This window comes from Microbacterium sp. NPDC056057 (assembly GCF_042266945.1).
GTDB classification, from domain to species: Bacteria; Actinomycetota; Actinomycetes; order Actinomycetales; family Microbacteriaceae; genus Microbacterium; species Microbacterium trichothecenolyticum_C.
The window spans coordinates 269,840-296,284 of the sequence record NZ_JBHJWS010000003.1; the positions used below are offsets into that span (position 1 = coordinate 269,840).

The following is a 26,445-nucleotide window of genomic DNA, read 5'->3' on the forward strand; positions in this document are numbered from 1 at the left end:
AACACCGCCGCGTGCATGCGCGGGCGCAAGCTGGACGCATGGATATCCACGAGGCAGCGGCGGCTTACCTGCGCCACCTCGCGGAGGTGCGCCGCCTGTCTCCGGCGACTGTGCGGGCTTATCGCTCCGATCTGGAAGGACTCGCCACCGCCTGCGGCGGCATCGACCTGGTCGCCATCGATCTCGAGAACCTCCGCGACTGGCTCTGGCACGCCGTCCAGCGCGGCGACAGCCGCGCCACGATCGCGCGGCGCACGGCGGCCGTCCGAGGCCTCTTCGCCTGGGCGACCGAGACCGGCGCGATCCCCGTCGACCCGAGCCTTCGCCTGGTCGCACCGAAGCGCGGCAAGACGCTTCCCAAGGTCGCGACAGCGGACACCCTCAGCGGGGTGCTCGACCGGCTGGCATCCGCCGCCGCCGAGGGCGACCCGGTCGCGTTGCGCGATCACGCCATCCTCGAGCTGCTGTACGGAGCTGCCGTCCGTGTCTCCGAGCTCTGCGGGCTCGACGTCGACGACCTCGACCGCGACAGACGCACTGCTCGCGTCCTCGGAAAGGGCTCGAAGGAGAGGGTCGTGCCGTTCGGGGTGCCGGCGCTCCGGGCGGTCGACGCCTACATCGTTCGCGGCCGACCGTCGCTCCTCGCCAGACGCGCGGACGACCTGCCCATGCCGGCTCTGTTCCTCGGTGCCCGGGGCGGTCGGATCGGCGCTCGTGCGGTGTACGACCTCGTGTCGCGCGAACTCGGGCCCGAGCTCGGGGCGCAGGTGGGACCGCACGCGCTGCGTCACTCGGCGGCGACCCACCTCCTCGACGGCGGCGCAGACCTCCGCGCCGTCCAGGAGATGCTGGGCCATGCGAGCCTCGGGACCACGCAGATCTACACGCACGTGTCGAGCGAGCGACTGGCTGCCTCCTACCGCCTCGCGCACCCGCGGGCCTGAAGGGCGGCTAGCAGCAGGGGAGGAGCACGGCCCGCGGCACTCCGCCCAGCAGCACGAGCGGGTTGATGTACGCACCGTCCAGCCGGACGCCGAAATGCACAGCGCCGGGCTCAGCGTGTCCTCCGGCCGAGATCGTGCCCAGGGGAGTGGATCGTTCGACCAGCGTCCCGACGGGGAGTCCGGGGTCGACCGGCTCGAGTGTCGACACCAGTCCGTCGCCATGGTCCACGGTGATCACTCCGCGCCCTGCGACCTGTCCGGCGAACGCCACCACGCCCGGCGCCGGGGCGCGCACCTCGCCGTCTCCTGAGGGCAGCAGGTCGATTCCCCGATGGCCTGGTCCATACTCGTGCGGCGGTGCGATGAAGGGGCGCACGAGCCGGAACGACTGCACCGGCCAGGCCCAGTCCCGTGCGAGCGACACCGCCCCGCCGTCGGCGAGCGGCACAGGCTCAGGCTGACGGACGGCGGCCCGTGCTGCAGCGGGTGCGGCCGCAAGAAGGACGCTGAGGGCGATCGCGCCCACGACACGACGGCGCGACCCGCAACGAAATCGGCGTTGGCTGGTGGGGACCGATCGCGACATGATCCCACCGTGACCATGCGGTGAACGCGGTGGATCTGTGGCACCGACACCCGTGGAGAAGCCGCGCATTCGGCCGCCGGGGGAGGAGGAGCGGCCCGGCCGCTCCTGATACACTGACTGTGCACTCCGCATGTCGGAGTGACTCCGCGTGCCCATAGCGCCGCAAGCCCCGAGTCTGACGAAGGGTGCGGCGCGGCATCCATCCCCAACGGTCCTGGCGAACGCTTCCGAGCGAGCGCGAGGCGGGAATGAGCCGGGCACCAGGCCACGCCGGCCACGAGCCGGCGCGAGAACAACCGCAACAGGCGCGCACGCGCCGGAACAGGAGAACGGCCATGGCCGTCGTCACCATTCGCCAGCTGCTCGACAGCGGCGTCCACTTCGGACACCAGACCCGCCGGTGGAACCCGAAGGTCAAGCGCTTCATCCTCACGGAGCGCAGCGGCATCCACATCATCGACCTGCAGCAGTCGCTGACGTACATCGACAAGGCGTACGAGTTCGTCAAGGAGACGGTCGCCCACGGCGGCACCGTCCTCTTCGTCGGCACCAAGAAGCAGGCGCAGGAAGTCATCGCCGAGCAGGCGACCCGCGTGGGCCAGCCCTACGTCAACCAGCGCTGGCTCGGCGGTCTGCTCACCAACTTCTCGACCGTGTCGAAGCGTCTCGCGCGCATGAAGGAGCTCGAGGAGCTCGACTTCGAGGACCCGGCAGCGAGCGGCTTCACCAAGAAGGAGCTCCTCCTCAAGAAGCGCGAGCTCGACAAGCTCCACAAGTCGCTGGGCGGCATCCGCAACCTCCAGAAGACCCCCTCGGCCATCTGGGTCGTCGACGCCAAGCGCGAGCACCTCGCCATCGACGAGGCGTCCAAGCTCGGCATCCCGGTGATCGGCATCCTCGACACCAACGCCGACCCGGACGAGTTCCAGTACCCGATCCCCGGCAACGACGACGCGATCCGCTCGGTGGGCCTGCTCACCCGCATCATCGCCGACGCCGCCGCCGAGGGCCTGATCCAGCGCCACCAGCCCACCGACGAGACCGCTGACGCGGAGCCCCTCGCCGACTGGGAGCGCGAGCTGCTCGAGCAGCCTGCGCCCTCCGACGAGGCCGTGGTGACCGACGTCGCCGAGGTCGAGACCATCGCGACCGAGTCGGCCGCCGACGAGGCGGGCGCCGAGGCCGCTGAGGCTGTCGAAGCCGCCGAGGTCGCTGAGGCCCCTGAGGCGACCTCCGCCGAGTAAGGCTCACACACACTCCGCCTCGGCGGGATCGCCCAGATCGAACGGTCCGGACGGTCCCGCCGAGGCATCCACGAGAACTCACCAATTCAAGGAGCAGCCACCCATGGCAAACTTCACGATCGCTGACATCAAGACGCTGCGCGAGCAGCTCGGCACGGGCATGGTCGACACCAAGAAGGCGCTCGAGGAGGCCGACGGCGACCTCGAGAAGGCCGTCGAGATCCTGCGCCTCAAGGGTGCGAAGGGCAACGCCAAGCGCGCCGACCGCTCCACGAGCGAGGGTCTGGTCGCGGCCAAGGAGGTCGACGGTCAGGTCACGATCATCGAGCTCAACACCGAGACCGACTTCGTCGCGAAGAACGACCGCTTCATCGCGCTCGCGGAGAAGGTCCTCGACGCTGCCGCGGCTGCCCACGCCGACTCGGCCGAGGCCGCCCTCGCCGCGTCCGCCGGCAGCCAGACTGTCGCGGAGCTCATCTCTGACGAGGCCGCGATCATCGGCGAGAAGGTCGAGCTGCGTCGCGTGAGCACGCTCTCGGGCGACAAGTTCGAGATCTACCTCCACAAGACCAGCAAGGACCTGCCGCCGCAGGTCGGTGTCGTCCTCGCCTACTCGGGCGACGACGCCGAGACGGCGCGCAGCCTCGCACAGCACATCTCGTTCGCGAACCCGTCGTACCTGTCGCGCGACGAGGTCCCCGAGGCCGAGGTCGAGAAGGAGCGCGAGATCGTCACCGAGATCTCCCGCAACGAGGGCAAGCCCGAGGCCGCCCTTCCGAAGATCGTCGAGGGCCGCGTCAACGCGTTCTTCAAGCAGGTCTCGCTGCTCGACCAGGACTACGCGAAGGACAACAAGCAGTCGGTCGCGCAGGTCGCGAAGGACGCCGGTCTGACCCTGACGGGCTTCGCCCGCTACAAGGTCGGCGCCTGACCTTCTGAGAAGGCCCGCATCGGCAAGCCGATGCGGGCCTTTTCTCATGCCCTTCGGTAGTTTGTGGTAGACGAGAGGACCACAGTGATCAACGAGAACACGGGGCGCCGCCGCGTCCTTCTGAAGCTGTCCGGCGAAGCGTTCGGCGGAGGCCAGCTGGGTGTGAACCCCGACGTGGTCAGTCAGATCGCCCAGGAGATCGCGGCCGCTGTCGACCGCGTCGAGATCGCGATCGTCGTCGGCGGCGGCAACTTCTTCCGCGGGGCCGAACTCAGCCAGCGCGGCATGGACCGTGGCCGCGCCGATTACATGGGCATGCTGGGCACCGTCATGAACGCCCTCGCCCTGCAGGATTTCCTCGAGCAGGCAGGCGCCGCGACGCGCGTGCAGTCCGCGATCTCGATGACACAGGTCGCCGAGCCCTACATCCCGCGTCGCGCCGAGCGGCACATGGAGAAGGGCCGCGTGGTCATTTTCGGCGCCGGCGCCGGCCTGCCGTACTTCTCCACGGATACGGTCGCCGCCCAGCGCGCTCTCGAGATCGACGCGCAGGAGGTGCTCGTCGCGAAGAACGGCGTCGACGGGGTGTACACCGCGGATCCGAAGAAGGATGCCTCAGCCACCCTGATCGATCGCATCACGTATCTCGACGCGTTGCAGCGGGGTCTCAAGGTCGTCGACTCGACCGCGTTCAGCCTCTGCATGGACAACCGCATGGACATGCGCGTGTTCGGCATGGAGCCCGCGGGCAACGTGACGAAGGCTCTGCTGGGCGACACCATCGGCACGCTGGTCACGGCGTGACGCGCCCCGCGTCGATAGACTTGACCAGCCCCATCTACGCGAAGGAGACACTGTGATCGCGGACGTCTTGGCCGATGCCGGAGTGCGCATGGACCGCGCCGTCGAGGCTGCGAAGGAGGACTTCGCCACGGTGCGCACCGGACGCGCGAACCCGCAGCTGTTCCAGAAGGTCCTCGTCGACTACTACGGCAGCCCGACGCCGCTCGCGCAGCTCGCGTCGATCAACAACCCCGAGGCGCGCACGCTCCTCATCACGCCGTACGACAAATCGGCGTTGAAGGCGATCGAGCAGGCGATCCGCGACATCCCGAACCTCGGTGTGAACCCGACGAACGACGGCAACCTCGTGCGCGTCACGATGCCCGAGCTCACCGAGGAGCGCCGCAAGGAGTACGTGAAGCTCACGCGCACCAAGGGCGAGGACGCGAAGGTCCACGTGCGCGGCATCCGTCGCAAGGCGAAGGACGACATCGACGCGCTGAAGGGCGAGGTCGGCGAGGACGAGCTCGCTCGCGGCGAGAAGGAGCTCGACGCGCTCACGCGCGCGCACGTCGACGCGATCGACGAGGCGCTCAAGCGCAAAGAGGCCGAGCTCCTCGAGGTCTGAGGTCTGCCCATGACCGACGCATCCGACCCGCCGCGGAGCGACCAGCCGTCCTCGCCGCAGACGCGGCGCGAGGCCGGTGAGGCACGCCGTGCCGCCGAGACCCCTGACACCGGCCCCGCACTGCAGTCTCATCTGCGCGCGGCGCGCAGCGAGTTGGAAGGCCACGTCGCACAGGCGCGGGCCGATTTCGAGGAGGCGAACGAGCGCATCAAGGAGCGGACGGGGCGCGACCTGATCGTCGCGGTCCTCATCGGCCTCGCGATCGGTCTCGTCCTGCTCGGGTCGCTGCTGTTCGTCAAGTGGGCGTTCGTGCCGTTCGCCCTGGCCGCGGCGCTGCTCGCGCTCTTCGAGTTCTCGCGGGCTCTCATCGCGAGCGGTCGCCGGGTCGATCTGATCCCGCAGCTCATCGCGGGTGCGGTGGTCGTGCTGTCGGCGTACTTCGTCGACTCGTGGCTGCACTGGGTGCTGCTGTTCGTCGCACTCGCATTCGTCGTGGTGTGGCGACTGGTCGGCCAGATGGCGTCGCACGACGGCAGGCCGTACGGTCTGGTGCTGGGCGACGTGCTCATCGCGACGTTCCTCCAGCTCTACGTCGCCTTCCTCGGAAGCCTCACGCTCGTGCTGCTGGCGAAGGAGGGCGGCGAGTGGTGGGTCCTGTCGTTCATCATCGTCGCCGTCGCGGTCGACACGGGCGCATACGCCGCGGGCATCACGATGGGCAAGCACCCCATGGCTCCCCGCATCAGCCCGAAGAAGACGTGGGAGGGGTTCGCGGGTGCCGCTGCCGCCGCGATCCTCGCCGGCGTTCTCGTCGGGCTCTTCATGCTGGGCCTCGAGTGGTGGATGGGCGCCGTGTTCGGCATCCTCATCCTCGCCACGGCCACGGTCGGCGACCTGGGAGAATCGATGATCAAGCGCGACCTCGGGATCAAGGACATGAGCTCCTGGCTCCCGGGTCACGGCGGCGTCCTGGATCGCCTCGACTCGATCCTCCTGTCGGTCGTCGCGGCGCTGACCCTCTACTACCTCTTCACTCCGCTGGTGGCATCATGACGGCATCCGAGACGACCGCCCGGACGTCCTTCCCCGAAGCCCGCGGGCGCGAGAAGGGCTACGACAAGCAGCCCGTCGACGAGTTCCTCGCCCGCGCACGCGCGTCGTTCGAGCGCGGCAGCGACGCACTCACGTCCGCCGACATCCGTCAGGTCGCGTTCCCGTTGGTGCGCCACGGCTACGCCATCGCCTCGGTGGACGCTGCACTCGGCCGCATCGAGGATGCCTTCGCCGCCCGCGAGCGCTCGTCGGCCGTCGCAGCCACCGGTGCCAGGGAGTGGGTCGGCCACACCCGCGAGCTCGCCCAGGAGGTGCTGGACCGTCTCAGCCGGCCGGCCAAGCGCCGCTTCGACCGCGTGTCGCCGCTGCGCTACGGCTACCGCATCGCGGAGGTCGACCTCGTCACCGACAAGCTCGCGCGGTTCCTCGAGACGGGCGACTCCGTCACCGTCGAACAGGTGCGCTCGGTCGCGTTCCGCATGCAGCGCGGGGGGTACCGCGAGACGCAGGTCGATGCCGTGCTCGATGCTGTCGTCGAGGTGATGCTCGCCGTCAAGTGAGACGCGCGGGTCCGCGGATGGCACCTCGTCGTGCCGGTATGCGAGAATCGGGACACTGTGACTTCTGGAAACGAGCTGTACCCGACCAGACGCGCCCGACGTCACGAGGTGGCGGCCCGGTCTGCGAGGCCGGTCGCGGTGGCAGCATCCAGTCCCTCGGCACCCTCTTCACCGCCCCGCAAGCCTGCTCCGCGCTGGTCTCGTCGCCGCGGTGTCGTCGGTGCGTTCGCCGCCTTCGCTGTTCTCGGCTTCGTCGTCGCGTACATCGGTCCGACCGGGCTCGCGCTGGCCCAGGCGAGCGCGGACGACGAGTCGCAGGTCTCGCTCTACGCGAGCGGACTCGATGACGTCCAGTCCCGCGCCGGCGACGAGTCTGCAGCCGATCCGGAGCCCGCGGCTCTCGACCGCGGCAACTACACCGTCTACGTGAAGCCGAAGCCGACGCCGACCGTCCAGGCATCGACCTCCACGTCCTCGTCATCCGGCGGATGGCGTCCTCCGTTCGTCACGCCCGACCCGGGCAGCGCGCAGGCCATCGCGTACGACATGGTGCTGGCACGGGGCTGGGGAGACGACCAGTTCGCCTGCCTCGTCGCCCTCTGGAAGAAGGAGTCCGGCTGGCGCGTCAACGCGTACAACGCGGGCAGCGGCGCCTACGGCATCCCGCAGGCGCTCCCGGGCAGCAAGATGGCCAGCGCCGGCGCCGACTGGGAGACGAATCCCGCGACGCAGATCGCCTGGGGTCTGGGCTACATCGGCGGCCGTTACGCCACGCCGTGCGGCGCGTGGGACCACTCGCAGCGCACAGGCTGGTACTGAGTCGTGCCGCGCTCCAACCGCCGTCGACACGATTCGAGCGGCGACGACTCGTTCGAGCGCCTGCTCGCGGGCTGGAAACGCACCGAGATGCGCCGCGGCGTCGAGTGGACCGTGCAGCCGGTGTCGGCCGCGCAAGCGCAGAAGCCCTATACGTGCCCCGGGTGCGGTCGGCAGATCGACGTCGGCGTCGCGCACCTGGTGGCGTGGCGCACAGACGGCGTGCTGGGCGACGCCGCGGACCTCGCCGCACGGCGGCACTGGCATCAGCACTGCTGGAAGGTGGCCTGACATGGAGATCCGCGGACCGATGCTGCTGCCCGCGCGCCGCGAGGACATCGAGCTCGAGACGCTCGATGGGCTGACCCTCGTCGGCGAACTCGCACTGCCCGAGACCCGCGAGCCTGTCGCGACGCTCGTGACGCTGCATCCGCTTCCGACGGCCGGCGGCTTCATGGACTCCCACATCCTGCGCAAGGCGGCCGGACGCCTGCCCGCCCTCGCCGATCTCGCTGTGCTGCGGTTCAACACCCGCGGCACGACGTCGCCGCGCGGCACCAGCGACGGTTCGTTCGACGGCGGTCGTGCCGAGGCCTTCGACGTCGCTGCGGCGATGGACTTCGTGCGCGAGCGCGGCCTCCCGCGACCGTGGTTCGTGGGCTGGTCGTTCGGCACCGAGCTCGCACTCAAGTACGGTCGCGACCACGGCGTCGAGGGCGCCGTGCTGCTCTCGCCGCCCCTGCACCGCGCGACCGACGAAGAGGTCGCGGCGTGGGCGGGCGACGAGCGTCGTCTGATCGTGCTCGTCCCCGAGTTCGACGACTACCTTCGACCGGATGCCGCGGCCCAGCGCTTCGCGAGTGTTCCGGAGGCCGTCCTGATCCCGGTCGAGGGCGGCAAGCACCTGTGGGTGGGGGAGAACCAGACCCGCCGCGTGCTGACCGAGATCGTCGCGGCGGTCAACCCCGACGCCCTGCCGCTGCCCCTCGAATGGCACGGCCCGGCTGCGGAGGGCTGAGCGTCACCGCTCGTTCTGACGAGGGATCAGGACCTGTCGGTAGATGATCAGGATGCTGGCGGCCACGGGGATCGCGACCAGGGCGCCGAGCAGGCCCAGCAGTGATCCACCGGCGAGGGCGGCGATCACGACGACCGCACCGGGCACCGCGACCGCGCGTCCCATGATGCGCGGCGAGATCACGTACGCCTCGATCTGCATGTAGATCAGGTAGTAGATCGCGGCGATCAAGGCGGTCGTGGGGGAGCCTACGACCAGACACGTGAACACGATGATGATCGAGCCCGTGAGCGTGCCCACGAGAGGGATCAGCGAGAAGAAGAAGGCGATCACCGCCAGCACCGCGGGGAACGGCGCCTTGATGATCGTGAGGAAGATCGCGCTGAGCACACCGTTGATGAGGCCGAGCGTGACCTGGCCGATGACGTAGTAGCCGACCGAGTCGGTGATCTGCTCGCCGAGGTCCATGAATCGGGCACGCTTGGATGCCGGAACCAGCTGGTAGACGGCGCGCTTCAGGTTCGGCGTCGAGGCGGTGAAGTAGATCGTGAGGATCAGCACGATGAACGCGCCGGCGAACCCGGCGATGAGGGCGCCGATGATCGCGATGATGCTGCCGCCGACCTCGGAGCCGATCGCGCCCACGTCGAGCGAGGCGTACCAGTCCTCGATGTAGCCCCACAGTTCATCGACGTTGAGCGCGGGGAAGACGGCGTGCAGCCAGTCCTGGATCGCACCCACGGGATCATCGAACTCGCCCTTGTCGGCGAGGTCCTGGATCGTCGTGACCAATTGGCCGATCTGCTGCACGATGATCGGCACGACCATGAGGATGATGCCCGCGAAGACCGCGAGCACCCCCAGGATCGTGATCAGGACGGCCGCCCAGCGCGGCAGCTTTCGGCGTTCCAGCCAGGCCACGATCGGATCCAGGCCCAGCGATAGGAAGAGCGCCGTGCCGACGTACAGCAGGATCGTCTGGAGGTTCTGGATGCTTCCGATGAGCAGCAGCCCGAGGCCGACACCCAGCGTCGCGAGCAGCGCTGTGCGGAACGGGTTGTGCAGCTTCATCGAGTTCCCCCTCAGGTCGACACGGTGTCGATTCGTCTGTCCGCCCAGGATACGCATCAGGGACGTTCAGCCCCGGGAATGCCGCCTCCCACGCGCCTCACAGGTCGTATTCGCTAGTCTGAACTGTCGAATCGAAGGGCTGCGCTGTGTCCGCGCGCCCCGGGAAAGGTGTTCTTCGTGCGTTTCGTGTGGGCCGTGGCGGCTTTCGTGCTCGCCACCGTGATGATCGGTGCGGGCATCGCCCAGCGGACGATCTTCCAGGGACCCAAGACCGAGACCACGGCGATCTCGGTCGAAGAGCAGACTCCGTATCTCCTCATCGACGGCGCCGTGCTCAACCAGATGCCCGGCACGCAGACGCTGCGCGCCCAGGCCGAGGGCGACATCTTCGCCTCTTACGGCCGTACCGCCGACCTGGAGGCCTGGCTCTCCGACTCGACCTACACCCACGTCACGCTGGACGACCAGGGCGCCCTCGAGACTGCGGTGGTCGAACCCGCAGTCGACGCGACCGTCGATCCCGCCGCTGAGGCGCCGGCCGAAGATGCGGCAGCCGGTGACGCTGCCGCCGGCGACGCGACCGACGACGCGACAAGCGGGGACGCCGCCGCAGAGACGACCGGTCGCACGCCTGTCGGATCGGACCTGTGGCTCGACGAGTACCAGCAGACCGACCTTCTCATCGCTCCGCTGCAGCTGCCGGAGGACATGAGCGTGCTCGTCGCCGCGGACGGCACCGCCCCCGCGCCGAGCAAGGTGACGGTCTCCTGGCCCCTGCAGACGTCGACGCCGTGGGCAGGGCCGCTCATCGTCGGCGGCGGCATCCTGATGGCCGTCGGCGTGTTCCTGTACATCCTGGGCATCCGCCACGCGCGTCGTAAGCGCGGGCCGCGACGCAAGGGGCTGCCGCTGCCTGTCACCGAACCCATCGACATCGCGATCGACCACGACGACAAGGGCGTGATCAGCAGCGCGAAACCGACGCGCCGCGCCGTCTCGAGCGCCGGCCGTCGCGCGTTCGCGGTGCTCCCCGTGGTGGCCGTCTCGGCGCTGCTGTTCTCGGGCTGCTCGGCCGATGCCTGGCCGCAGCTCGGCTCGTCGCCGACTCCGTCGCCCACCGCGACCGTGATCGCCCCCGACGGCCAGCAGGCGCCGGCTGTCACGAAGGCCCAGGCCGAGCGCATCCTCACGCGCATCGCCGCCACGGTGGCAGACGCGGACGCGGCGATGGACGGCGACCTCGCCGACACGCGCCTCGAGGGCGCCGCACTCGCGGCGCGCGACACGAACTACAAGCTGCGTGCTGCCCTCGGCGACTACCCGGCGCCGGCGCCGATCCTGGCGAAGCCGCTCGAGATCATCCTGCCGCAGGCGTACGACGGGTGGCCGCGCTCGGTCATCGCCGTTGCGGACGACGACGAATCCAAGACGTCGAGCATCATGGTGCTGACGCAGCAGGATCAGTGGGCGGACTACAAGCTGTCGTATGTCGGAAGCCTGGAGGCCTCGACAACCCTTCCCGACCTCGCGCCTGCGTACATCGGCGCACCGCAGGTCGAGCCGGACTCGCCGTTCCTCCTGCTGCCGCCGAACGAGATCGCCGCCGCGTACTCGGACATCATCACCAACGGTGAGTCGAGTCAGTACTACGACCTCTTCGAGGCCGATGGCGACCAGCTCCGAGCCAGCATCGCGGCCGACCGCCAGCGGCGGCTCGAAGAGTTCAACAAGACCGCATCATCGACCGGAAACCTCGAGTTCAGCTCGGCAGCCGGGGTGCAGGAGCCGTTCGCGCTGCAGACGGTCGAGAGCGGTGCGATCGTCGCCGTGAACATCAACGAGATCGACACGGTGAAGCCGACCAACGCGGACGCCGTGATCAAGGTCAACGACAACCGGACGGTCAAGACGCTCGCCGGTGTCGACCAGTCGCAGACCGGATTCGCGACGACCTTCAGCGACCAGGTGTTCTTCTACGTGCCCGGTCCCGGGTCGAACGAGAAGATCCGGCTCCTCGGTTACTCGTCCGACATCCTCGATGCGAAGATTCTGTAGTGACCGATCCCACTCTGGGCGCCTCGCTGCGCGGTGCCGTCGACCTGTCCTCCCTCCGCAACCGTCCGGCGCCCGCCGCGCCGGGTGAGGAAGCTCCGGCCGGCGCCGGAGTCGCGGTTCCGTCCCTCGTCCTGGACGTCACCGACGAGACGTTCCCGCAGGTGCTCGAGCTGTCGCGCACCGTCCCCGTGGTCGTCGATCTCTGGGCCGAGTGGTGCGGACCCTGCAAGCAGCTGAGCCCGATCCTCGAGAAGGTCGTGGTCGAGCTCGGCGGCCGCGTCGTGCTGGCCAAGGTCGACGTCGACGCCAACCCCCAGCTGTCGCAGGCGTTCCGCGCGCAGTCGATTCCGATGGTCGTCGCCCTGGTCGCCGGTCAGCCGGTGCCGATGTTCACGGGCGCCGTGCCCGAGCAGCAGGTGCGCGAGGTGTTCGCTCAGCTGCTTCAACTCGCCGCCCAGAACGGCGTGACCGGCTCCGCGAGCGTCGACGGGGAGGCGCCCCAGGAAGCCCCCGCCGAGCCGCCGCTTCCTCCGCTGCACGCCGAGGCGTTCGCGGCCATCGAGGAGGGCGACTACGCCCGTGCGGTCGCCGCGTACGAGCAGGCCCTCGTCGAGAACCCGCGCGACGCGGAGGCACGCGCCGGCCTCGGTCAGGTGCGCCTTCTCGACCGCGTGCAGGGCGTCGACCTGCAGGCCGCCCGTGCGGCCGCAGCATCCGCCCCCCAGGATCTGGCCGCGCAGTTCACCGTCGCCGATCTCGACCTCGCCGGCGGGCACGTCGAAGACGCCTACGGGCGCCTGCTCGACCTGTTCGCCCAGCTTCCGGCTGATGAGCGCACCCCGGTGCGCGAACGGCTGCTCGAGCTGTTCGCGCTCGTCGGGGACGCCGACCCGCGCGTCATCGCCGCCCGAGGCCGCCTGGCGTCGCTGCTGTTCTGAGCGATCCGCTCGCCTGACGACGGGCGTATCCGCTTCGCGGACGAGGGCCCCGGATGCTGAATCCGGGGCCCTCGTCACGTGTGAGAGGATTCTCAGCCCTTCGTGGGCGAGGGGATGTGGGCGTCCGTCCGGTGGCGGAGCCACAGGACGCCCAGCGGCGGCAGCACGAGCGACGCCCGGCCGCCCGCACCCGCGTGGACCACGCCGAGGTTGCCGACGCCCGACCCGCCGTACAGCTGCGCATCGGTGTTCAGGATCTCGTCCCACACTCCCGTCTCGGGCAGGTCGAGCTCGTAGGACGCGATCGGGTTGCCCGAGAAGTTCGCAGCGATGACGATCGTGTTGCCGTGCCAGTCCCTCCGGGCGAAGGCGATCACGTTGGGGTTCCACTTCGGCGCACCCAGGCGCGTGAACGCCGCACCGTCGCTGTCGCGCGCCCAGAGCGCGGACTCTTCGCGGTAGACCCGGTTGAGCGCGCCGACGAACTGCTGGAGCTGGGCGTGCGTGGGCTGATCGAGCAGCCACCAGTCGAGCGAGCGGCCCTCCGACCACTCCGAGAGCTGGCCGAACTCCTGGCCCATGAACAGCAGCTGCTTGCCGGGGTGCCCCCACATGTAGGCGAGGAACGCGCGCATGTTGGCGAGCTTCTGCCAATGGTCGCCCGGCATCCGTGAGAAGAGGCTGCCCTTGCCGTGGACGACCTCGTCGTGGCTGATCGGCAGCATGTAGTTCTCGCTGAACGCGTACACGAACGAGAACGACAGCTCGCCCTCGTGGTGGGAGCGATAGATCGGATCGCGCGCGATGTACTGGAGCGAGTCGTTCATCCAGCCCATGTTCCACTTGAAGCCGAAACCGAGTCCGGCCTGGCTCGTGGGGGCGGTGACCCCGGGGAAGCTCGTCGACTCCTCGGCGATCATCGCGATGCCGGGATACCGCTTGTACGCGGTGGCGTTCACCTCCTGCAGGAAGCGGATCGCCTCGAGGTTCTCGCGGCCGCCGTGCACGTTCGGCGCCCACTCGCCGTCCTCGCGCGAGTAATCGAGGTAGAGCATCGAGGCCACGGCGTCCACCCGCAGCCCGTCGACGTGGAACTCCTCGAACCAGTACAGCGCGTTGGCGACCAGGAAGTTGCGCACCTCGTTGCGGCCGTAGTCGAAGATGTACGTGCCCCAGTCGCGGTGCTCGCCCCGCCGCGGGTCGGCGTGCTCGTACAGCGGCTCACCGTCGAAGCGGGCGAGGGCGAAGGAGTCCTTCGGGAAGTGGCCCGGCACCCAGTCCATGATCACGCCGATGCCGGCCTGGTGGAGCCGGTCGATGAGGTACCGGAGGTCGTCGGGGTGCCCGAACCTGCTGGTGGGTGCGTAGTACCCGGTCACCTGGTAGCCCCACGACCCCCCGAACGGGTGCTCGGCGAGCGGAAGGAACTCGACGTGGGTGAAGCCCTGCGCGCTCACGTAGTCGATGATCTGGTCGGCGGCCTCGCGATACGACAGCCCCTGACGCCACGAGCCGAGGTGGAGTTCGTACACCGACATCGGGCGCGACACCGGGGTCGACTTAGCGCGCTGGGTCAGCCAGGCGGCATCTCCCCACGAGTAAGACGACTGGACGACGACGGATGCTGTGGCCGGCGGCACCTCGGCGAACCGGGCCATCGGGTCGGCTTTGAGTACCCAGTCGCCGTTGCGGGCACGCAGTTCGAACTTGTAGGTCGAGCCCTGGCCGACGCCGGGGATGAACAGCTCCCACACGCCGCTCGCGCCCATCGAGCGCATCGCGTGCCCCTGGCCGTCCCAGCCGTTGAAGTCGCCCACCACGCGCACCGCGCGGGCATTGGGCGCCCACACGGTGAACGCGGTGCCCAGCGAACCGTCATGCTCGCGCTCGTGGGCGCCGAGCACACGCCACAGCTCCTCGTGGCGGCCCTCGCCGATGAGATGCAGGTCGAGCTCGCCGATCGTGGGGCCGTGACGGTAGGGGTCGTCGGCGGTGAAGTCGGGACCGTCGGGGTAGGTGGTCAGCAGCTCGTACCGGTTCAGCGCTCCCGCGCGCGTCCCCTCCCATATCCCGGCGTGCACGTGCTCGAGCGGCACGCGGGTGCCATCGGCGAACACCGCGGTGACGCTGCGCGCCAGCGGCCGGCGGGCGCGAACGATCCAGGTAGCGGTGCCCTCGGCATCCGTGTCGGGATGGATGCCGAGCACGGCGTGGGGATCGTGGTGCGAGCCCGTCGCGACGGCATCGAGGATCTGGTCGGCGGGCGTCATGAGGACTCCTTCACGTGGAGGATGTGGACCGGCTCGGTGAACGCGTCGAGCATCACGAAGTTGTGATCCGACCATGTCCACCGGGCGCCGGTGACGAGGTCCTCGACCTCGTACGGCGTGCCCGGCTCGACGCCCCACACACGGGTGTCGAGGTGGACCATCGTCTGACGCACCGAGTGGGGGTCGGTGTTGACGACGACGATGATCGTGTCGCTGCGCCCGTCGGGAGACAGCGCGGCGTCGAGGTGCTTGGCGTAGACCAGGATGGCGTCGTCGTCGCTCCAGTGGACGCTGAGGTTGCGGAGCTGCCGCAGAGCCGGGTGCGCGCGCCGGATCTCGTTGAGGCGGGTGAGGAACGGCGCGAGCGAGTCGCCGCGCTCGACGGCGCCCGCCCAGTCGCGGAGCTTGTACTCGTACTTCTCGTTGTCGATGTTCTCTTCGGAGCCCGGGCGTGCGACGTTCTCGTAGAGCTCGTAACCCGCGTACACGCCGTAGCTGGGGGCGGCGGTGGCCGCGATGGCGGCACGGATGCGGTACGCGGCCCTGCCGCCGAACTGCAGGTACTCCGTGAGGATGTCTGGCGTGTTGACGAAGAGGTTGGGGCGGAGGAAGGCGGAGGTCTCGTGCGCGAGTCCCGAGAGGAACTCCTCGAGCTCCGCCTTCGTGTTGCGCCACGTGAAGTACGTGTAGCTCTGCTGGAAGCCGGCGGACGCGAGGCTCTGCAGCGGCGCCGGCCGCGTGAACGCCTCGGCGAGGAAGACGACGTCCGGCTCGTCGGCCGAGACAGTCGCGATCAGCCACTCCCAGAACTGAAGCGGCTTGGTGTGGGGATTGTCGACGCGGAAGATGCGCACGCCCTGGGCGATCCAGTGGCGCACGACCCGAAGCACCTCGGCGCGGATCCCTGCTGGATCGTTGTCGAAGTTGACCGGATAGATGTCCTGGTACTTCTTGGGCGGGTTCTCGGCATAGGCGATCGACCCGTCGGGGAGCGTGGTGAACCACTCCGGGTGCGCGGCGACCCACGGGTGGTCGGGCGCTGCCTGCAGCGCGAGGTCGAGGGCGATCTCGATGCCCGCGTCGCGTGCTTTGCGCACGAACGAGCGGAAGTCCGCGAGTGTGCCGAGGTCGGGGTGGACGGTGTCGTGGCCGCCCGCCGCCGAGCCGATCGCCCACGGCGAGCCGGGGTCGCCGGGACCCGCGTCGAGCGTGTTGTTCGGCCCCTTGCGGTTGAGCGTGCCGATCGGGTGGATCGGCGGCAGGTAGAGCACGTCGAAGCCCATGTCGGCGACGGCCGGGAGCCGCTTGACTGCCGTGCGGAACGTGCCGCTCTTGATGGTGCCGTCCTTGAGGCGACGGGCCCCTTCTGATCTGGGGAAGAACTCGTACCAGGCACCGACGCCGGCGCGCTCGCGCTCGACGAGCAGCTCGAGGTCGTCCCCGATGGTCACGAGCGACATGACCGGCCGCTCGTGGAAGTACTGTGCGATCGCGGGGTCCTCGACGATCGACAGAGCCCCGGCATCGTCGACCTCGGTGTCGCGCAGGGACGCCGCCGCGCCTGCCAGCGCCCGGCGTTCCGCCGCGGGGCGGCCCCTCTCGGCGCCGGCCTGTTCGAACAGGCGAGCGCCCATCTCGCGCATGAGAGGGACATCCACCCCCGCCGCGATCTTGAGCGATGCGGCGTGCTCCCACGTGGCGAAGTCGTCGCCGAACGACTCGAACCGGAACCGCCAGATGCCCTGCTCGAGCAGGGCCACCTCGGTCCGCCAGCGGTCGAAGCCGTCCTCGAGCGGTTCGAGGCGATGCAGCGATTCGTCGCCGGAGGGCGAGAACAGTCGCACCTGCACGCCGATGCGGTCATGCCCTTCGCGGAACGACGTCACCCCGAACGGCACCACCTCGCCGGCGAACGCCGTGGGCCGGTAATCGCCCCACGGAACCGCCGGTGTCGGCTGGGCGAGAGGAACGCGCCGCGCTGCGGTATCGCGTTCCGCCTGCCAGGCGCGGGTCTTGCGGACGGGGAGTGCCGAGGCGCTCCGCCACGGGCGGGAGCGCACGGAGCGCGTCTTCGTGACCACGACTCGAACCTATCGCGCGCCCGACCGGGATGACAGCGACGTGACGCGGTGCCGCGATTTCACCCGCGGTTCGGAGCTACTCGGCACGGAAGAGACGCATCGACGTGCCGGCGAGCGAGACGGTGTCTCCGGGCGCGAACGTCTCCCCGCTCTCGGACGGCGTCTCGTCGGCGCTCGACCACAGCGACACGTACCGTGTCACCTCCTCCACGTCGGGAAGCGTGACGTCGATCGCCCGCTCCGTGCCGTGGACCATCAGCAGCACGCGGTTGAACCCCTCGAACTCGGGCGTCGACGCGGCGACGTACTGCAGCGTGCGGTGCGACGGATCCGTCCACCGCTCGCCCGACATCGTCTCGCCGTGCTCGTCGTACCACTCCATGACGGATGCCGACGGCGTGCGTTCGCCGAGCCGCGCGAAGCGGCTCGGGCGCAGCGCCGGGTTCTCTCGACGCATACGGAGCAGGTGGCGCACGTGCGCATACAGGTCCTGCTGCCACGGCGCGTGCTCCCACGACAGCCACGTCAGGACCGAGTCGTGGCAGTAGGCGTTGTTGTTGCCGCGCTGCGTGCGGGCGAACTCGTCGCCGGCGGTCAGCATCGGCACGCCGGCCGACAGCAGCAGTGTGCCCATGAGGTTGCGCATCGCCTTGCGCCGCGTCGCGAGGATGCGCTCGTCGTCGGTCGGTCCCTCCGCGCCATGGTTGAAGGAACGATTGGTGTCGGCTCCATCGCGGTTCTGCTCGCCGTTGCCGAGGTTGTGCTTGACGTCGTACGACACGAGGTCGCGCAGCGTGAAGCCGTCGTGGGCCGTCACGAAGTTGATGCCCGCGAGCGGACCGCGGGCGTCCGCGAAGGTGTTCGCGGAACCCGCGAGGCGGTTCGCGAACCCGCCGATGCCGACCGGGGAGGTCGAGGCGCGGCGGGCATAGTCGACGTCGCTCAGCCAGAAGTTGCGGACGCGGTCGCGGTAGCGGTCGTTCCACTCGCTCCAGCCGTCGCCGAAGTTGCCGGTCTGCCAGCCGCCCATGCCCACGTCCCAGGGCTCGGCGATCATCTTGACGCCGGCGAGCGCAGGGTCGTCGAGGATGGCGCGCAGCAGCGGATGCTCCGGGGTGAACACGTGCCCCGCGTCGCGTCCGAGCGTCGCGGCGAGGTCGAACCGGAACCCGTCGATCTGCACGTCGTTCGCCCAGTAGCGCAGGGAGTCCAGCACCAGGCGGGCGGCAGCATCCGTCGACGTGTCCACCGAGTTGCCGCAGCCGGTGACGTCGACGTACGCGCCGTCTTCCTGCTGGCGGTAGTAGGCGCGGTTGTCGATGCCGCGCAGACTCGAGCGCGGACCGCCGATGCCCTCCTCGGCCGTGTGGTTGTAGACGACATCGAGGATCACCTCCAGCCCCGCCTCGTGCAGCAGCTTCACCATGCCCTTGAACTCGCGCAGGACCGCCTCGGGGCCCTGTCGACGCGCATCCTCGGTGGCATATGCGGCGTGCGGGGTGAAGAAGTTCAGCGAGTTGTAACCCCAGAAGTTGGTGAGTCCGTGCTGGAGCAGTCGCGGTTCGGTCGTGAACGCGTGGATCGGCAGCAGCTCGATGCTCGTGACGCCGAGGTCGAGGAGATGCTGCACCATGGCCGGGTGGGCGAGGCCGGCGTACGTGCCGCGGAGGGCGCCCGGGACGTCGGGATGCCGCTTCGACAGGCCTTTCAGGTGGCCCTCGTACAGCACGGTGCGGTCCATCGGGATCGCCGGCTTTGCGACACCGCCCCAGTCGAACGATCCGTCGACGACCTCCGAACGCCAGCCGTCGTAGCCGGTGCGGACCAGGCCGCGGGAGTAGGGCTCGAGCAGGAGCGTGCCGCGATTGAAGGTGTTGCCCGGGGCCTGCGGCCCGTCGACGCGGATCGCGTATCGCGTGCCGGGGCGCAGGAGCGGCGTCGTGATCTCCCAGACGCCGCCGCCGATCGCGACGAGAGGCTCGGTCGCGGTGATCCAGTCGAGGTCGGTGTCGTCGAAGACGACGAGGTCGATCGCGTCCGCCGCGTCCGACCAGACGCGCAGGCGTGCGTGACCGTCGAGCAGCACGACGCCCAGCCCATCGAGCTGAGGATCGAGCAGATCCGCGTCAGGGGGCGAGATCACGGAGACCGGGCTGACCATGCGGACTACCATAACCATGGTCCGAGTCGGCGGTGTTACGACACCGGGTCCCACCGGACACGGAACTCGGATGCAGCAGCCGCCGCATCCGATCGCGAAGGAGGCCGACCGGTCATGAGCGACGTGCGGATCTATCTCGATCACGCCGCGACCGCGCCACTGCGACCGGAGGCGCGCGACGCGTGGGTCGACGCCGCGGCGACGGTGGGCAACGCCTCGTCCATCCACGGCGCGGGCCAGCATGCGCGACGCGTGCTGGAGGAGGCGCGCGAGCGCCTCGCCGCCGTGGTGGGTGCGGACCCGATCGAGATCGTCTTCACCTCGGGCGGCACCGAGGCCGTCAACCTCGCGGTGAAGGGCCTGTGGTGGGCGCGCCGACCCGATTCCGGCGCCGTGGTGCTGCCGGACGGCGAGCACCACGCCACCCTCGACGCGGTCGAATGGCTCGAGGCGCAGGGCGCGCACCTCCGGCACGTCGGCATCGACGACGCTGCTCGGATCCGCGTCGACGAGTTCGCCGCGGAGCTGTCCGACGCGGCTCTGGCCACCGCGCTCGTCGCGAACAACGAGGCCGGCACGGTGAACGATGCGGCCGCCCTGTCGGCTTCGGCAGCGGGGGCCGGCGTGCCGCTCCACCTCGACGCGGTGGCGGCGTTCGGTCATGTGCCGGTGTCGTTCCGCGCCTGGCGGGCCGACGCGCGGGGTCGCGCCGGGCTCGCAGCCATGAGCGTGTCGGCACACAAGATCGGCGGCCCGGCGGGCGTCGGCGCGCTCGTCGTCGCCCGCGGCGCGGAGCTCACTGCGCTCCTTCACGGTGGTGGTCAGCAGCGGCGGCTGCGGGCCGGCACGCAGGACGTGCCCGGTGCGGCCGCCTTCGCGGTCGCCGCAGAGCTCGCGGAGGCGGAACGCGTGGCGGAGGCGGAACGGCTCGGCGCCCTGCGGGAGCGGCTGGTGGGCAGCATCCGAAACCGCATCCCCGATGCCGAGCTGCTCGGAGACCCGATCGACCGCGTGCCGGGGAACGCACACCTGCTCTTCCCGGGGGCGTCGGGTGAGACGCTGCTGTTCCTGCTCGACATGGCGGGCGTCGAGGTCTCCACCGGATCGGCGTGTCAGGCGGGAGTGCCCGAGCCGTCGCACGTCGTGCTCGCGATGGGACGGACCGATGCCGAGGCCCGCCAGGTGCTGCGGTTCACGCTGGGGCGGACCACCACCGACGCCGACGTCGACGCCGTGCTCGCCGTGCTGCCCGACGTCGTCGAGCGCGCGAGGGCGGCATCCGGGCCACGGTCAGGCAGAGGTTCGTAGACTGGACCCATGCGGATCCTTGCGGCCATGAGCGGTGGAGTGGACTCCGCCGTCGCGGCCGCCCGGGCCGTCGAGGCGGGACACGAGGTCGTCGGCGTGCACCTGGCGCTCTCACGGGCCGGCGGCACGCTGCGCACCGGCAGCCGCGGCTGCTGCACCATCGAGGACGCCATGGACGCGCGCCGGGCCGCCGACCGCCTCGGCATCCCCTTCTACGTGTGGGACTTCTCCGAGCGCTTCCGTGACGACGTCATCGACGACTTCGTGGCCGAGTACCGCGCCGGCCGCACGCCGAATCCCTGCATGCGGTGCAACGAGAAGATCAAGTTCGCCGCGCTCCTCGAGCGCGCGATCGAGCTCGGCTTCGACGCGGTGTGCACGGGGCATTACGCCACGCTGGTCGACGGCCCCGAGGGTCTCGAACTGCACCGCGCCTCGGATGCCGCGAAGGACCAGTCCTACGTGCTGGGCGTCCTGAACGCCGAGCAGCTCGCGCGCACCTACTTCCCGCTGGGCGCGACACCGTCGAAGGCCCTCGTGCGCGCCGAGGCCGAGGAGCGCGGCCTGACCGTCGCTCACAAGCCCGACAGCCACGACATCTGCTTCATCCCCGACGGCGACACGCGCGGCTGGCTCGCCGAGAAGGTCGGCGCCGAGCGCGGTGACATCGTCGACCGAACCGGCGCGGTCGTGGGAGCCCACGACGGCGCGCATGCCTTCACCGTCGGCCAGCGCCGCGGCCTTCAGCTCGGCGTTCCGGCGCCCGACGGCAAGCCGCGCTTCGTGCTCGAGGTGCGACCCGTGTCCAACACCGTCGTCGTGGGCCCGAAAGAGGCCCTCGCCACCGCCGAGATCGCGGGGGAGCGGTACTCCTGGGCCGGGCGCCCCCAGTCCGCCGGCGAGTTCGCATGCCATGTGCAGATCCGCGCCCACGCGGACCCCGTGCCGGCGACCGCGACTCTCGCGGACGGCCTGCTGACGGTGGTTCCCGAGGAGCCGTTCGACGGCGTGGCTCCGGGCCAGACGGCCGTGCTCTACGACGGCACGCGCGTGATCGGGCAGTTCACGATCGATCGCACGGTTTCGGCCGTTCCGGTCGACGCCTAGACGGGAACGGATGCTGCGCCCCCGGTTCTGCGGACGCCTCGGCGCCCTGGCGGTGTCCGACCCCGCTCCTAGACTGGTGCGGTGACGGATGACCTCGGTACGCCAGCCTCCGCCCCGCTCGATGCGGCGGCCCCCCTCCCCGCCGACGCCGGTCTCGAGGCCTCGCGCGCCGAAGCACTGGAGCTGACGGACCGCATCATCGACGCCCGCGACGCGTACTACGGCCGCAACGCCGAACTCGTCGACGACGCGACCTACGACGGGTGGATGCACCGGCTCGAGGAGCTCGAGCGGCTGCACCCCGAACTCCAGGGCCAGGACTCGCCGACTCAGACAGTCGGCGCGGCCGAGAGCTCGATGTTCGCCCCGGTCGAGCACGCAGAGCGCATGCTGAGCCTCGACAACGTGTTCAGTCTCGACGAGCTGCGGGACTGGTGCGTGAAGGCCGAGACGGCGGCCGGCCGAAAGGTGCGGTGGCTCACCGAGCTCAAGATCGACGGACTGGCGATCAGCCTGCGCTACGAGAGGGGCGTCCTGACTTCCGCGGCGACGCGAGGCGACGGCCGCACCGGTGAGGACGTCACCGTGAACGCGATCCGCGTGGCGGGGATCCCGCAGCGGCTCAAGGGCAGCGGGCACCCCGACCTCGTCGAGGTGCGCGGTGAGGTATTCATCCCGGTCGCGGCCTTCGAGGCTCTGAACGCCCTGCAGGCCGACATGCGCGACCGTGCCGTCGAAGAGACGCGCGCCCGCGGGCGCGCGTTCGACGAGGCCAAGGCGCGACTGAGCGCGGAACGGCGGTTCCCGTCGTTCGCCAACCCGCGCAATGCCGCCTCGGGCGGCCTCCGCCAGCAGCTTGACAAGAAGGACGGCCTGGAACGCGAGGCCGGTCAGGCCCGGCTCGATTCGCTCCGCCTCTTCGTCCACGGCATCGGCGCGTGGAGTCGCCCGCCGGTGGATTCGCAGAGCGAGACGTACGGCCTCCTCGCCGAGTGGGGACTTCCGGCCAGCCCGTACTTCCGCACGGCCGACGACATCGACGGCGTGCTGGACTTCGTCGCACATTATGGCGAGCACCGCCATGACGTCGAGCATGAGATCGACGGCGTCGTCGTGAAGGTCGACGAGCTCGCGCTGCACGACGAGCTCGGCGCGACCAGCCGCGCGCCGCGGTGGGCGATCGCGTACAAGTACCCGCCCGAGCAGGTGAACACGAAGCTGCTCGACATCGTCGTCTCGGTCGGTCGTACGGGTCGCGCCACGCCGTTCGCCGTGATGGCTCCGGCGCGCGTCGCCGGGTCGGTGGTGCGTCAGGCGACGCTGCACAACCAGGACGTCGTGCGCGCGAAGGGTGTGCTGATCGGCGACACGGTCGTGCTGCGCAAGGCCGGCGATGTGATCCCCGAGATCCTCGGTCCCGTGGTCGAGCTCCGCGACGGCACCGAGCGCGAGTTCGTCATGCCCGCCGAATGCCCCGAGTGCGGCTTCCCACTCGCGCCGGCGAAGGAGGGCGACATCGACTTGCGCTGCCCCAACACGCGGGCCTGCCCGGCCCAGGTGCGCGGCCGCGTCGAGCACATCGGCTCGCGCGGTGCGCTCGACATCGAGGCGTTGGGCGAGGTGACCGCTGCGGCGCTCACGCAGCCGTCGGTGCCCGAGGTGCCTCCCCTCGAGACCGAGGCGACGCTCTTCGAGCTCACGGTCGAGCAGCTGGTGCCGATCGAGGTGGTCGTGCGCGACGCCGAGACCGGCGAGCCGCGCGTCGACGAGAAGTCCGGCGAGGTCGTTCGGCGAGCGCCCTTCCGGCGCAATCCCACTCCGGCCGAGAAGAAGGCGGGCATCACCGACGCGCAGCCGTCGGCGCAGGCTCTCACGCTCATTGATCAGCTGGAGCGCGCGAAGTCCAAAGAGCTGTGGCGTTTCCTGGTGGCCCTCAACATCCGCCACGTCGGGCCCGTGGCGGCGCGGGCGCTGGCCCAGTGGTTCGGCTCGGTGGAGGCGATCTGTGAGGCCTCCAGAGACGACCTCGCCGCGGTCGAGGGCGTGGGCGGGATCATCGCCGACTCGCTCCGGGAGTGGTTCGAGGTGGATTGGCACCGCGACATCGTCGATCGGTGGGCGGCTGCGGGCGCCCAGCTCGCCACGCCTGGCCACCCCGGTCCCGGAGCGGCTGTGAGCACCGGGGGAGTGCTCGACGGCCTCACCGTCGTCGCGACCGGCTCCCTCGAGGGCTACAGCCGTGAGGGGGCGCAGGAAGCCATCCTCAAGGCCGGCGGCAAGGCCGCGTCGAGCGTGTCGAAGAAGACCGACTTCGTCGCCGCCGGCCCGGGGGCCGGTTCGAAGCTCGCGAAAGCGGAGGAGCTCGGCATCCGCATCCTCGACGCCGCGCAGTTCCACATCCTCGTGACGCAAGGACCCGAGGCGCTCGACGCCCTCGTCCCCGACGCGGGCTGACGCCGACTTCCCGAGGACGGTGCGCCCGCGGTCCGCGGCTGGGATGATGACCGCATGGCGCAGTGGCTCTACCGGATCGTCCCGTCTCGACCCGAGATGGTCGCCGACGCGACTCCTGACGAGCAGCGCATCGTGGGCGAGCACTTCGCCTATCTGGTCGCCTTGCGCGACCGCGGTGTACTGGTCCTCGCCGGGCGGACGCAGGAGAGCGAGGGCACCTTCGGCATCACGATCTTCGAAGCCGACGACGAAGCCACGGCGCGCGGGATCATGAACGCCGACCCCGCGGTAGCGGCCGGCGTCTTCGTCGCGTCGCTGCATCCCTATCGGATCGCAGTCGCCCGCGACGGCCTCGAGGACTGAGCCGTCAGGCTCCCGTGTTCAGCGCGAGCAGGCGGTCGCGCACCTGGCGGCGCAGCACCTTGCCGATCAGGGACTTGGGCAGCTCGTCGACCACGTAAATGCGTCGCGGCACCTTGTAGGGCGTGAGGATGCCCCGCGCGAAGTCGCGCACGGCTTCGACATCGATCTCCTGGCCCGGGGCGACCACGATCGCGGCAACGACCTCCTCGCCGGAGTGCTCGCTCGGGAGTCCGACGACGGCCGCGTCCTCGACCTGGGGGTACTGGCGAAGCGCGTTCTCGACCTCGGTGGGCGCGACGTTGAAGCCGCCCGTGATGATCAGCTCCTTGATCCGGTCGACGATGCGCACGAACCCGGCGTCGTCGATCGTGACGATGTCGCCGGTGCGGAACCAGCCCTCGGTGAACACCGCCTCGGTCTCTTCGGGCTTGCCGTAGTAGCCGCTGAACACCTGCGGGCCACGCACGACCAGCTCACCCCGTTCTCCGGCGGGCACATCCTGGGTCGGGTCGTCCGGGTCGACGACGCGGCACTCGGTGCCCGGCAGCGGAAGACCGACCGTCCCCGGGACCCGGTTGCCGGCGACGGGATTCGCCATCAGCACCGGCGAGCACTCGCTGAGACCGTAGCCCTCGACGAGGAACCCGCCGGAAGCCGCCTCGAAGGGCACGACGAGCTCGTGCGGGAGCGCCATGGCGCCCGAGATCGCGACCTCGGTGCCCGCGAGCGACACGCCCTTCTCACGCGCGGCCTTGAGGAGGCGATCGGCGATCGGCGGGACGAGCGGGAGGAAGGTGGCGGGATGCTTCTTCGTGACGTCGAGCACCATGTCCGGGTCGAAGCGGGGGAAGAGTACCAGGCGCGCGCCCATCGACATCGCGAAGGTCAGGCAGAGGGTGAGTCCGTAGGCGTGGAACATCGGCAGCACGGCGTAGACGACGCACCCGTCTCCGCGGACGATCGACGGCACCCACGCGCGCGCCTGCGCCGCGTTCGAGAGCAGGTTGCGATGCGTGAGCGAGGCGCCCTTCGGAGTGCCGGTGGTTCCGCTCGTGTACTGGATGAGCGCGAGGTCGTCGGTGCCGGGGCGCGGATGGGATGCCGGCAACGCCGGTGACCCGACGACCTTCTCCCATGTCACCGTCCCCGAGACCCGCTCGGTCAGCGCCTCGCGCGCCTCGCGGGCTTTGGCGATGGGTAGCTTGAGGGCCAGGCGGGTGCCGAACGGCATCGCCTTGATCACGTCGACCGAGATGAGGTTCGTGACGGCGAGATCGGCCGGGAAGTCCTGCACGGTCGCGACGACCTTGGTCCAGACGATCGCGTGCTTCGCGCCGTGGTCCTCGAACTGCTTGCGGAGCTCGCGCGGTGTGTAGAGCGGGTTGTGCTCGATCACGACCGCGCCCAGGCGCAGGATCGCGTAGAACGCGACGATGTGCTGCGGGCAGTTCGGCAGCACGATCGCGACCGGGTCGCCGGCCTTCACCCCGAGGTCACGGAGTCCGGCGGCCGCGCGCTCGATCTGCTCGTGCAGCGAGCGGTAGGACGTCTCGCGTCCGAAGAACTGCAGGGCCGCAGCATCCGGGTAATCGCGTGCCGACGCATCGACGATGTCGACGAGCGAGCCGGTCACGGGGGCGAGATCCTCCGGAACCCCTTCGGCATAGCTGGCGATCCAGGGGCGCGGCGGGTCGTAGGTCGTCACGGGCACAGCCTACGCCGGGGACGCCCGGGGCCATGGGTGCGGCCCCGGTAGTCTTGTCTGGTGTCTGAAATCACCCCCGATCTCGTGCGCCATCTCGGTGTGCTCGCCCGGATCCAGCTGAGCGACGGAGAGGTCGAGCGCCTCACCGGCCAGCTCGACGCCATCGTCGACAACATCGCCAAGGTCTCCGAGGTCGCCACCCCCGACGTCCCCGCCACCAGTCACCCGATCGCCCTCGAGAACATCTTCCGTTCGGATGTGCCCGGCGATCTGCTGACACCCGCGCAGGTGCTGCAGAACGCACCGGATTCCGCGGACGGCCGATTCCGCGTGACCGCGATCCTCGGCGAAGAGCAGTAAGGGGCCCGA

General features: G+C 69.9%; 23 protein-coding genes. 17 read left to right on the forward strand and 6 right to left on the reverse strand.

The window, feature by feature from the left end:
• Positions 1 to 38: 38 nt before the first annotated feature.
• Positions 39 to 944: a tyrosine recombinase XerC gene (locus ACFC1K_RS13330; RefSeq protein WP_375871998.1), complete on the forward strand. Its 906-nt coding sequence runs from the start codon at positions 39 to 41 to the stop codon at positions 942 to 944.
• A 7-nt stretch (positions 945 to 951) separates the two neighbouring features.
• Here the strand turns inward: ACFC1K_RS13330 and ACFC1K_RS13335 are convergent, their stop codons facing one another.
• A complete protein-coding gene (locus tag ACFC1K_RS13335; protein WP_375871999.1) occupies positions 952 to 1,392 on the reverse strand; it encodes a murein hydrolase activator EnvC family protein in 441 nt (146 codons plus the stop codon).
• A gap of 473 nt (positions 1,393 to 1,865) precedes the next feature.
• Here ACFC1K_RS13335 and rpsB point away from each other — a divergent pair, with 473 nt between their 5' ends.
• The 9 genes from rpsB to ACFC1K_RS13380 all read left to right on the forward strand — a co-directional run bounded on the left by rpsB (position 1,866) and on the right by ACFC1K_RS13380 (position 8,563).
• Positions 1,866 to 2,774 (forward strand): 30S ribosomal protein S2, encoded by a 909-nt coding sequence (gene rpsB / locus ACFC1K_RS13340; protein WP_375872000.1) that lies wholly within the window; start codon positions 1,866 to 1,868, stop codon positions 2,772 to 2,774.
• A gap of 103 nt (positions 2,775 to 2,877) precedes the next feature.
• The gene (gene tsf / locus ACFC1K_RS13345; RefSeq protein WP_375872001.1) at positions 2,878 to 3,705 is read left to right on the forward strand and encodes a translation elongation factor Ts; all 828 of its coding nucleotides are present in this window, start codon (positions 2,878 to 2,880) and stop codon (positions 3,703 to 3,705) included.
• Between the two features lie 84 nt (positions 3,706 to 3,789).
• Positions 3,790 to 4,509: a UMP kinase gene (pyrH, locus tag ACFC1K_RS13350; RefSeq protein WP_045297882.1), complete on the forward strand. Its 720-nt coding sequence runs from the start codon at positions 3,790 to 3,792 to the stop codon at positions 4,507 to 4,509.
• 52 nt (positions 4,510 to 4,561) lie between these two features.
• Positions 4,562 to 5,116, forward strand: a complete 555-nt coding sequence (gene frr / locus ACFC1K_RS13355; RefSeq protein ID WP_045297881.1) for a ribosome recycling factor — start codon at positions 4,562 to 4,564, stop codon at positions 5,114 to 5,116.
• A gap of 9 nt (positions 5,117 to 5,125) precedes the next feature.
• Positions 5,126 to 6,169, forward strand: coding sequence for a phosphatidate cytidylyltransferase (locus ACFC1K_RS13360; RefSeq protein ID WP_310291190.1), 1,044 nt, complete (start codon positions 5,126 to 5,128; stop codon positions 6,167 to 6,169).
• Complete coding sequence (locus tag ACFC1K_RS13365; RefSeq protein WP_310291187.1) at positions 6,166 to 6,729, forward strand: DivIVA domain-containing protein; 564 nt, start codon at positions 6,166 to 6,168, stop codon at positions 6,727 to 6,729. The genes ACFC1K_RS13360 and ACFC1K_RS13365 overlap by 4 nt, the downstream gene beginning before the upstream one ends.
• Before the next feature lie 57 nt (positions 6,730 to 6,786).
• Entirely contained in the window at positions 6,787 to 7,548 is a 762-nt protein-coding gene (locus ACFC1K_RS13370; RefSeq protein ID WP_375872002.1) for a lytic transglycosylase domain-containing protein, read from the forward strand.
• Positions 7,549 to 7,551: 3 nt separating this feature from the next.
• Positions 7,552 to 7,836 (forward strand): hypothetical protein, encoded by a 285-nt coding sequence (locus ACFC1K_RS13375; RefSeq protein ID WP_310291184.1) that lies wholly within the window; start codon positions 7,552 to 7,554, stop codon positions 7,834 to 7,836.
• A 1-nt stretch (position 7,837) separates the two neighbouring features.
• Complete coding sequence (locus ACFC1K_RS13380) at positions 7,838 to 8,563, forward strand: alpha/beta hydrolase (protein ID WP_375872003.1); 726 nt, start codon at positions 7,838 to 7,840, stop codon at positions 8,561 to 8,563.
• 3 nt (positions 8,564 to 8,566) lie between these two features.
• Here ACFC1K_RS13380 and ACFC1K_RS13385 read toward each other — a convergent pair whose 3' ends face one another.
• Positions 8,567 to 9,634 (reverse strand): AI-2E family transporter, encoded by a 1,068-nt coding sequence (locus tag ACFC1K_RS13385; protein WP_375872004.1) that lies wholly within the window; start codon positions 9,632 to 9,634, stop codon positions 8,567 to 8,569.
• Positions 9,635 to 9,811: 177 nt separating this feature from the next.
• Between ACFC1K_RS13385 and ACFC1K_RS13390 the strand changes: the two genes are divergently transcribed.
• Together ACFC1K_RS13390 and ACFC1K_RS13395 are read left to right on the forward strand one after the other, a co-directional pair.
• Complete coding sequence (locus ACFC1K_RS13390; RefSeq protein ID WP_375872005.1) at positions 9,812 to 11,689, forward strand: glycosyl transferase; 1,878 nt, start codon at positions 9,812 to 9,814, stop codon at positions 11,687 to 11,689.
• On the forward strand, positions 11,689 to 12,627 hold the full coding sequence (locus tag ACFC1K_RS13395; protein WP_310291178.1) for a tetratricopeptide repeat protein: 939 nt from the start codon (positions 11,689 to 11,691) through the stop codon (positions 12,625 to 12,627). The genes ACFC1K_RS13390 and ACFC1K_RS13395 overlap by 1 nt, the downstream gene beginning before the upstream one ends.
• Positions 12,628 to 12,719: 92 nt before the next feature.
• On the opposite strand, the gene glgB is transcribed toward ACFC1K_RS13395, so the two are convergent.
• The 3 genes from glgB to glgX all read right to left on the reverse strand — a co-directional run bounded on the left by glgB (position 12,720) and on the right by glgX (position 19,139).
• Entirely contained in the window at positions 12,720 to 14,897 is a 2,178-nt protein-coding gene (glgB, locus tag ACFC1K_RS13400; protein ID WP_375872006.1) for a 1,4-alpha-glucan branching protein GlgB, read from the reverse strand.
• Positions 14,894 to 16,978, reverse strand: coding sequence for a maltotransferase domain-containing protein (locus ACFC1K_RS13405; protein ID WP_375872007.1), 2,085 nt, complete (start codon positions 16,976 to 16,978; stop codon positions 14,894 to 14,896). Before ACFC1K_RS13405 ends, glgB begins: the two co-directional genes overlap by 4 nt.
• A 76-nt stretch (positions 16,979 to 17,054) precedes the next feature.
• Positions 17,055 to 19,139, reverse strand: coding sequence for a glycogen debranching protein GlgX (gene glgX, locus ACFC1K_RS13410; protein ID WP_375872008.1), 2,085 nt, complete (start codon positions 19,137 to 19,139; stop codon positions 17,055 to 17,057).
• Positions 19,140 to 19,262: 123 nt separating this feature from the next.
• Between glgX and ACFC1K_RS13415 the strand changes: the two genes are divergently transcribed.
• The 4 genes from ACFC1K_RS13415 to ACFC1K_RS13430 all read left to right on the forward strand — a co-directional run bounded on the left by ACFC1K_RS13415 (position 19,263) and on the right by ACFC1K_RS13430 (position 24,371).
• Positions 19,263 to 20,447, forward strand: coding sequence for a cysteine desulfurase family protein (locus tag ACFC1K_RS13415; RefSeq protein WP_375872405.1), 1,185 nt, complete (start codon positions 19,263 to 19,265; stop codon positions 20,445 to 20,447).
• Between the two features lie 9 nt (positions 20,448 to 20,456).
• A complete protein-coding gene (mnmA, locus tag ACFC1K_RS13420) occupies positions 20,457 to 21,554 on the forward strand; it encodes a tRNA 2-thiouridine(34) synthase MnmA (protein WP_375872009.1) in 1,098 nt (365 codons plus the stop codon).
• Between the two features lie 267 nt (positions 21,555 to 21,821).
• On the forward strand, positions 21,822 to 24,008 hold the full coding sequence (gene ligA, locus ACFC1K_RS13425; protein WP_375872406.1) for an NAD-dependent DNA ligase LigA: 2,187 nt from the start codon (positions 21,822 to 21,824) through the stop codon (positions 24,006 to 24,008).
• Positions 24,009 to 24,062: 54 nt separating this feature from the next.
• Positions 24,063 to 24,371, forward strand: coding sequence for a YciI family protein (locus ACFC1K_RS13430; protein ID WP_310291167.1), 309 nt, complete (start codon positions 24,063 to 24,065; stop codon positions 24,369 to 24,371).
• Positions 24,372 to 24,375: 4 nt separating this feature from the next.
• Here the strand turns inward: ACFC1K_RS13430 and ACFC1K_RS13435 are convergent, their stop codons facing one another.
• On the reverse strand, positions 24,376 to 26,076 hold the full coding sequence (locus ACFC1K_RS13435; protein WP_375872010.1) for a long-chain-fatty-acid--CoA ligase: 1,701 nt from the start codon (positions 26,074 to 26,076) through the stop codon (positions 24,376 to 24,378).
• Positions 26,077 to 26,136: 60 nt separating this feature from the next.
• On the opposite strand from ACFC1K_RS13435, the gene gatC reads away from it, so the two are divergent.
• Positions 26,137 to 26,436 carry an Asp-tRNA(Asn)/Glu-tRNA(Gln) amidotransferase subunit GatC gene (gene gatC / locus ACFC1K_RS13440; protein WP_310291162.1) on the forward strand — a complete coding sequence of 100 codons (300 nt, stop codon included), beginning with the start codon at positions 26,137 to 26,139 and terminating at the stop codon, positions 26,434 to 26,436.
• Positions 26,437 to 26,445: the final 9 nt, after the last annotated feature.

What these genes read in the sequence shown, in the direction of transcription:
- ACFC1K_RS13365 (WP_310291187.1), top strand. Translation starts at nt 6,166, where the DNA reads ATGACGGCATCCGAGACGACCGCCCGGACGTCCTTCCCCGAAGCCCGC.
- ligA (WP_375872406.1), top strand. Translation starts at nt 21,822, where the DNA reads ATGCACCGGCTCGAGGAGCTCGAGCGGCTGCACCCCGAACTCCAGGGC.
- tsf (WP_375872001.1), top strand. Translation starts at nt 2,878, where the DNA reads ATGGCAAACTTCACGATCGCTGACATCAAGACGCTGCGCGAGCAGCTC.
- ACFC1K_RS13330 (WP_375871998.1), top strand. Translation starts at nt 39, where the DNA reads ATGGATATCCACGAGGCAGCGGCGGCTTACCTGCGCCACCTCGCGGAG.
- glgX (WP_375872008.1), bottom strand. Translation starts at nt 19,139, where the DNA reads ATGGTCAGCCCGGTCTCCGTGATCTCGCCCCCTGACGCGGATCTGCTC.
- rpsB (WP_375872000.1), top strand. Translation starts at nt 1,866, where the DNA reads ATGGCCGTCGTCACCATTCGCCAGCTGCTCGACAGCGGCGTCCACTTC.
- ACFC1K_RS13385 (WP_375872004.1), bottom strand. Translation starts at nt 9,634, where the DNA reads ATGAAGCTGCACAACCCGTTCCGCACAGCGCTGCTCGCGACGCTGGGT.
- glgB (WP_375872006.1), bottom strand. Translation starts at nt 14,897, where the DNA reads ATGACGCCCGCCGACCAGATCCTCGATGCCGTCGCGACGGGCTCGCAC.
- mnmA (WP_375872009.1), top strand. Translation starts at nt 20,457, where the DNA reads ATGCGGATCCTTGCGGCCATGAGCGGTGGAGTGGACTCCGCCGTCGCG.
- ACFC1K_RS13360 (WP_310291190.1), top strand. Translation starts at nt 5,126, where the DNA reads ATGACCGACGCATCCGACCCGCCGCGGAGCGACCAGCCGTCCTCGCCG.
- ACFC1K_RS13380 (WP_375872003.1), top strand. Translation starts at nt 7,838, where the DNA reads ATGGAGATCCGCGGACCGATGCTGCTGCCCGCGCGCCGCGAGGACATC.
- ACFC1K_RS13430 (WP_310291167.1), top strand. Translation starts at nt 24,063, where the DNA reads ATGGCGCAGTGGCTCTACCGGATCGTCCCGTCTCGACCCGAGATGGTC.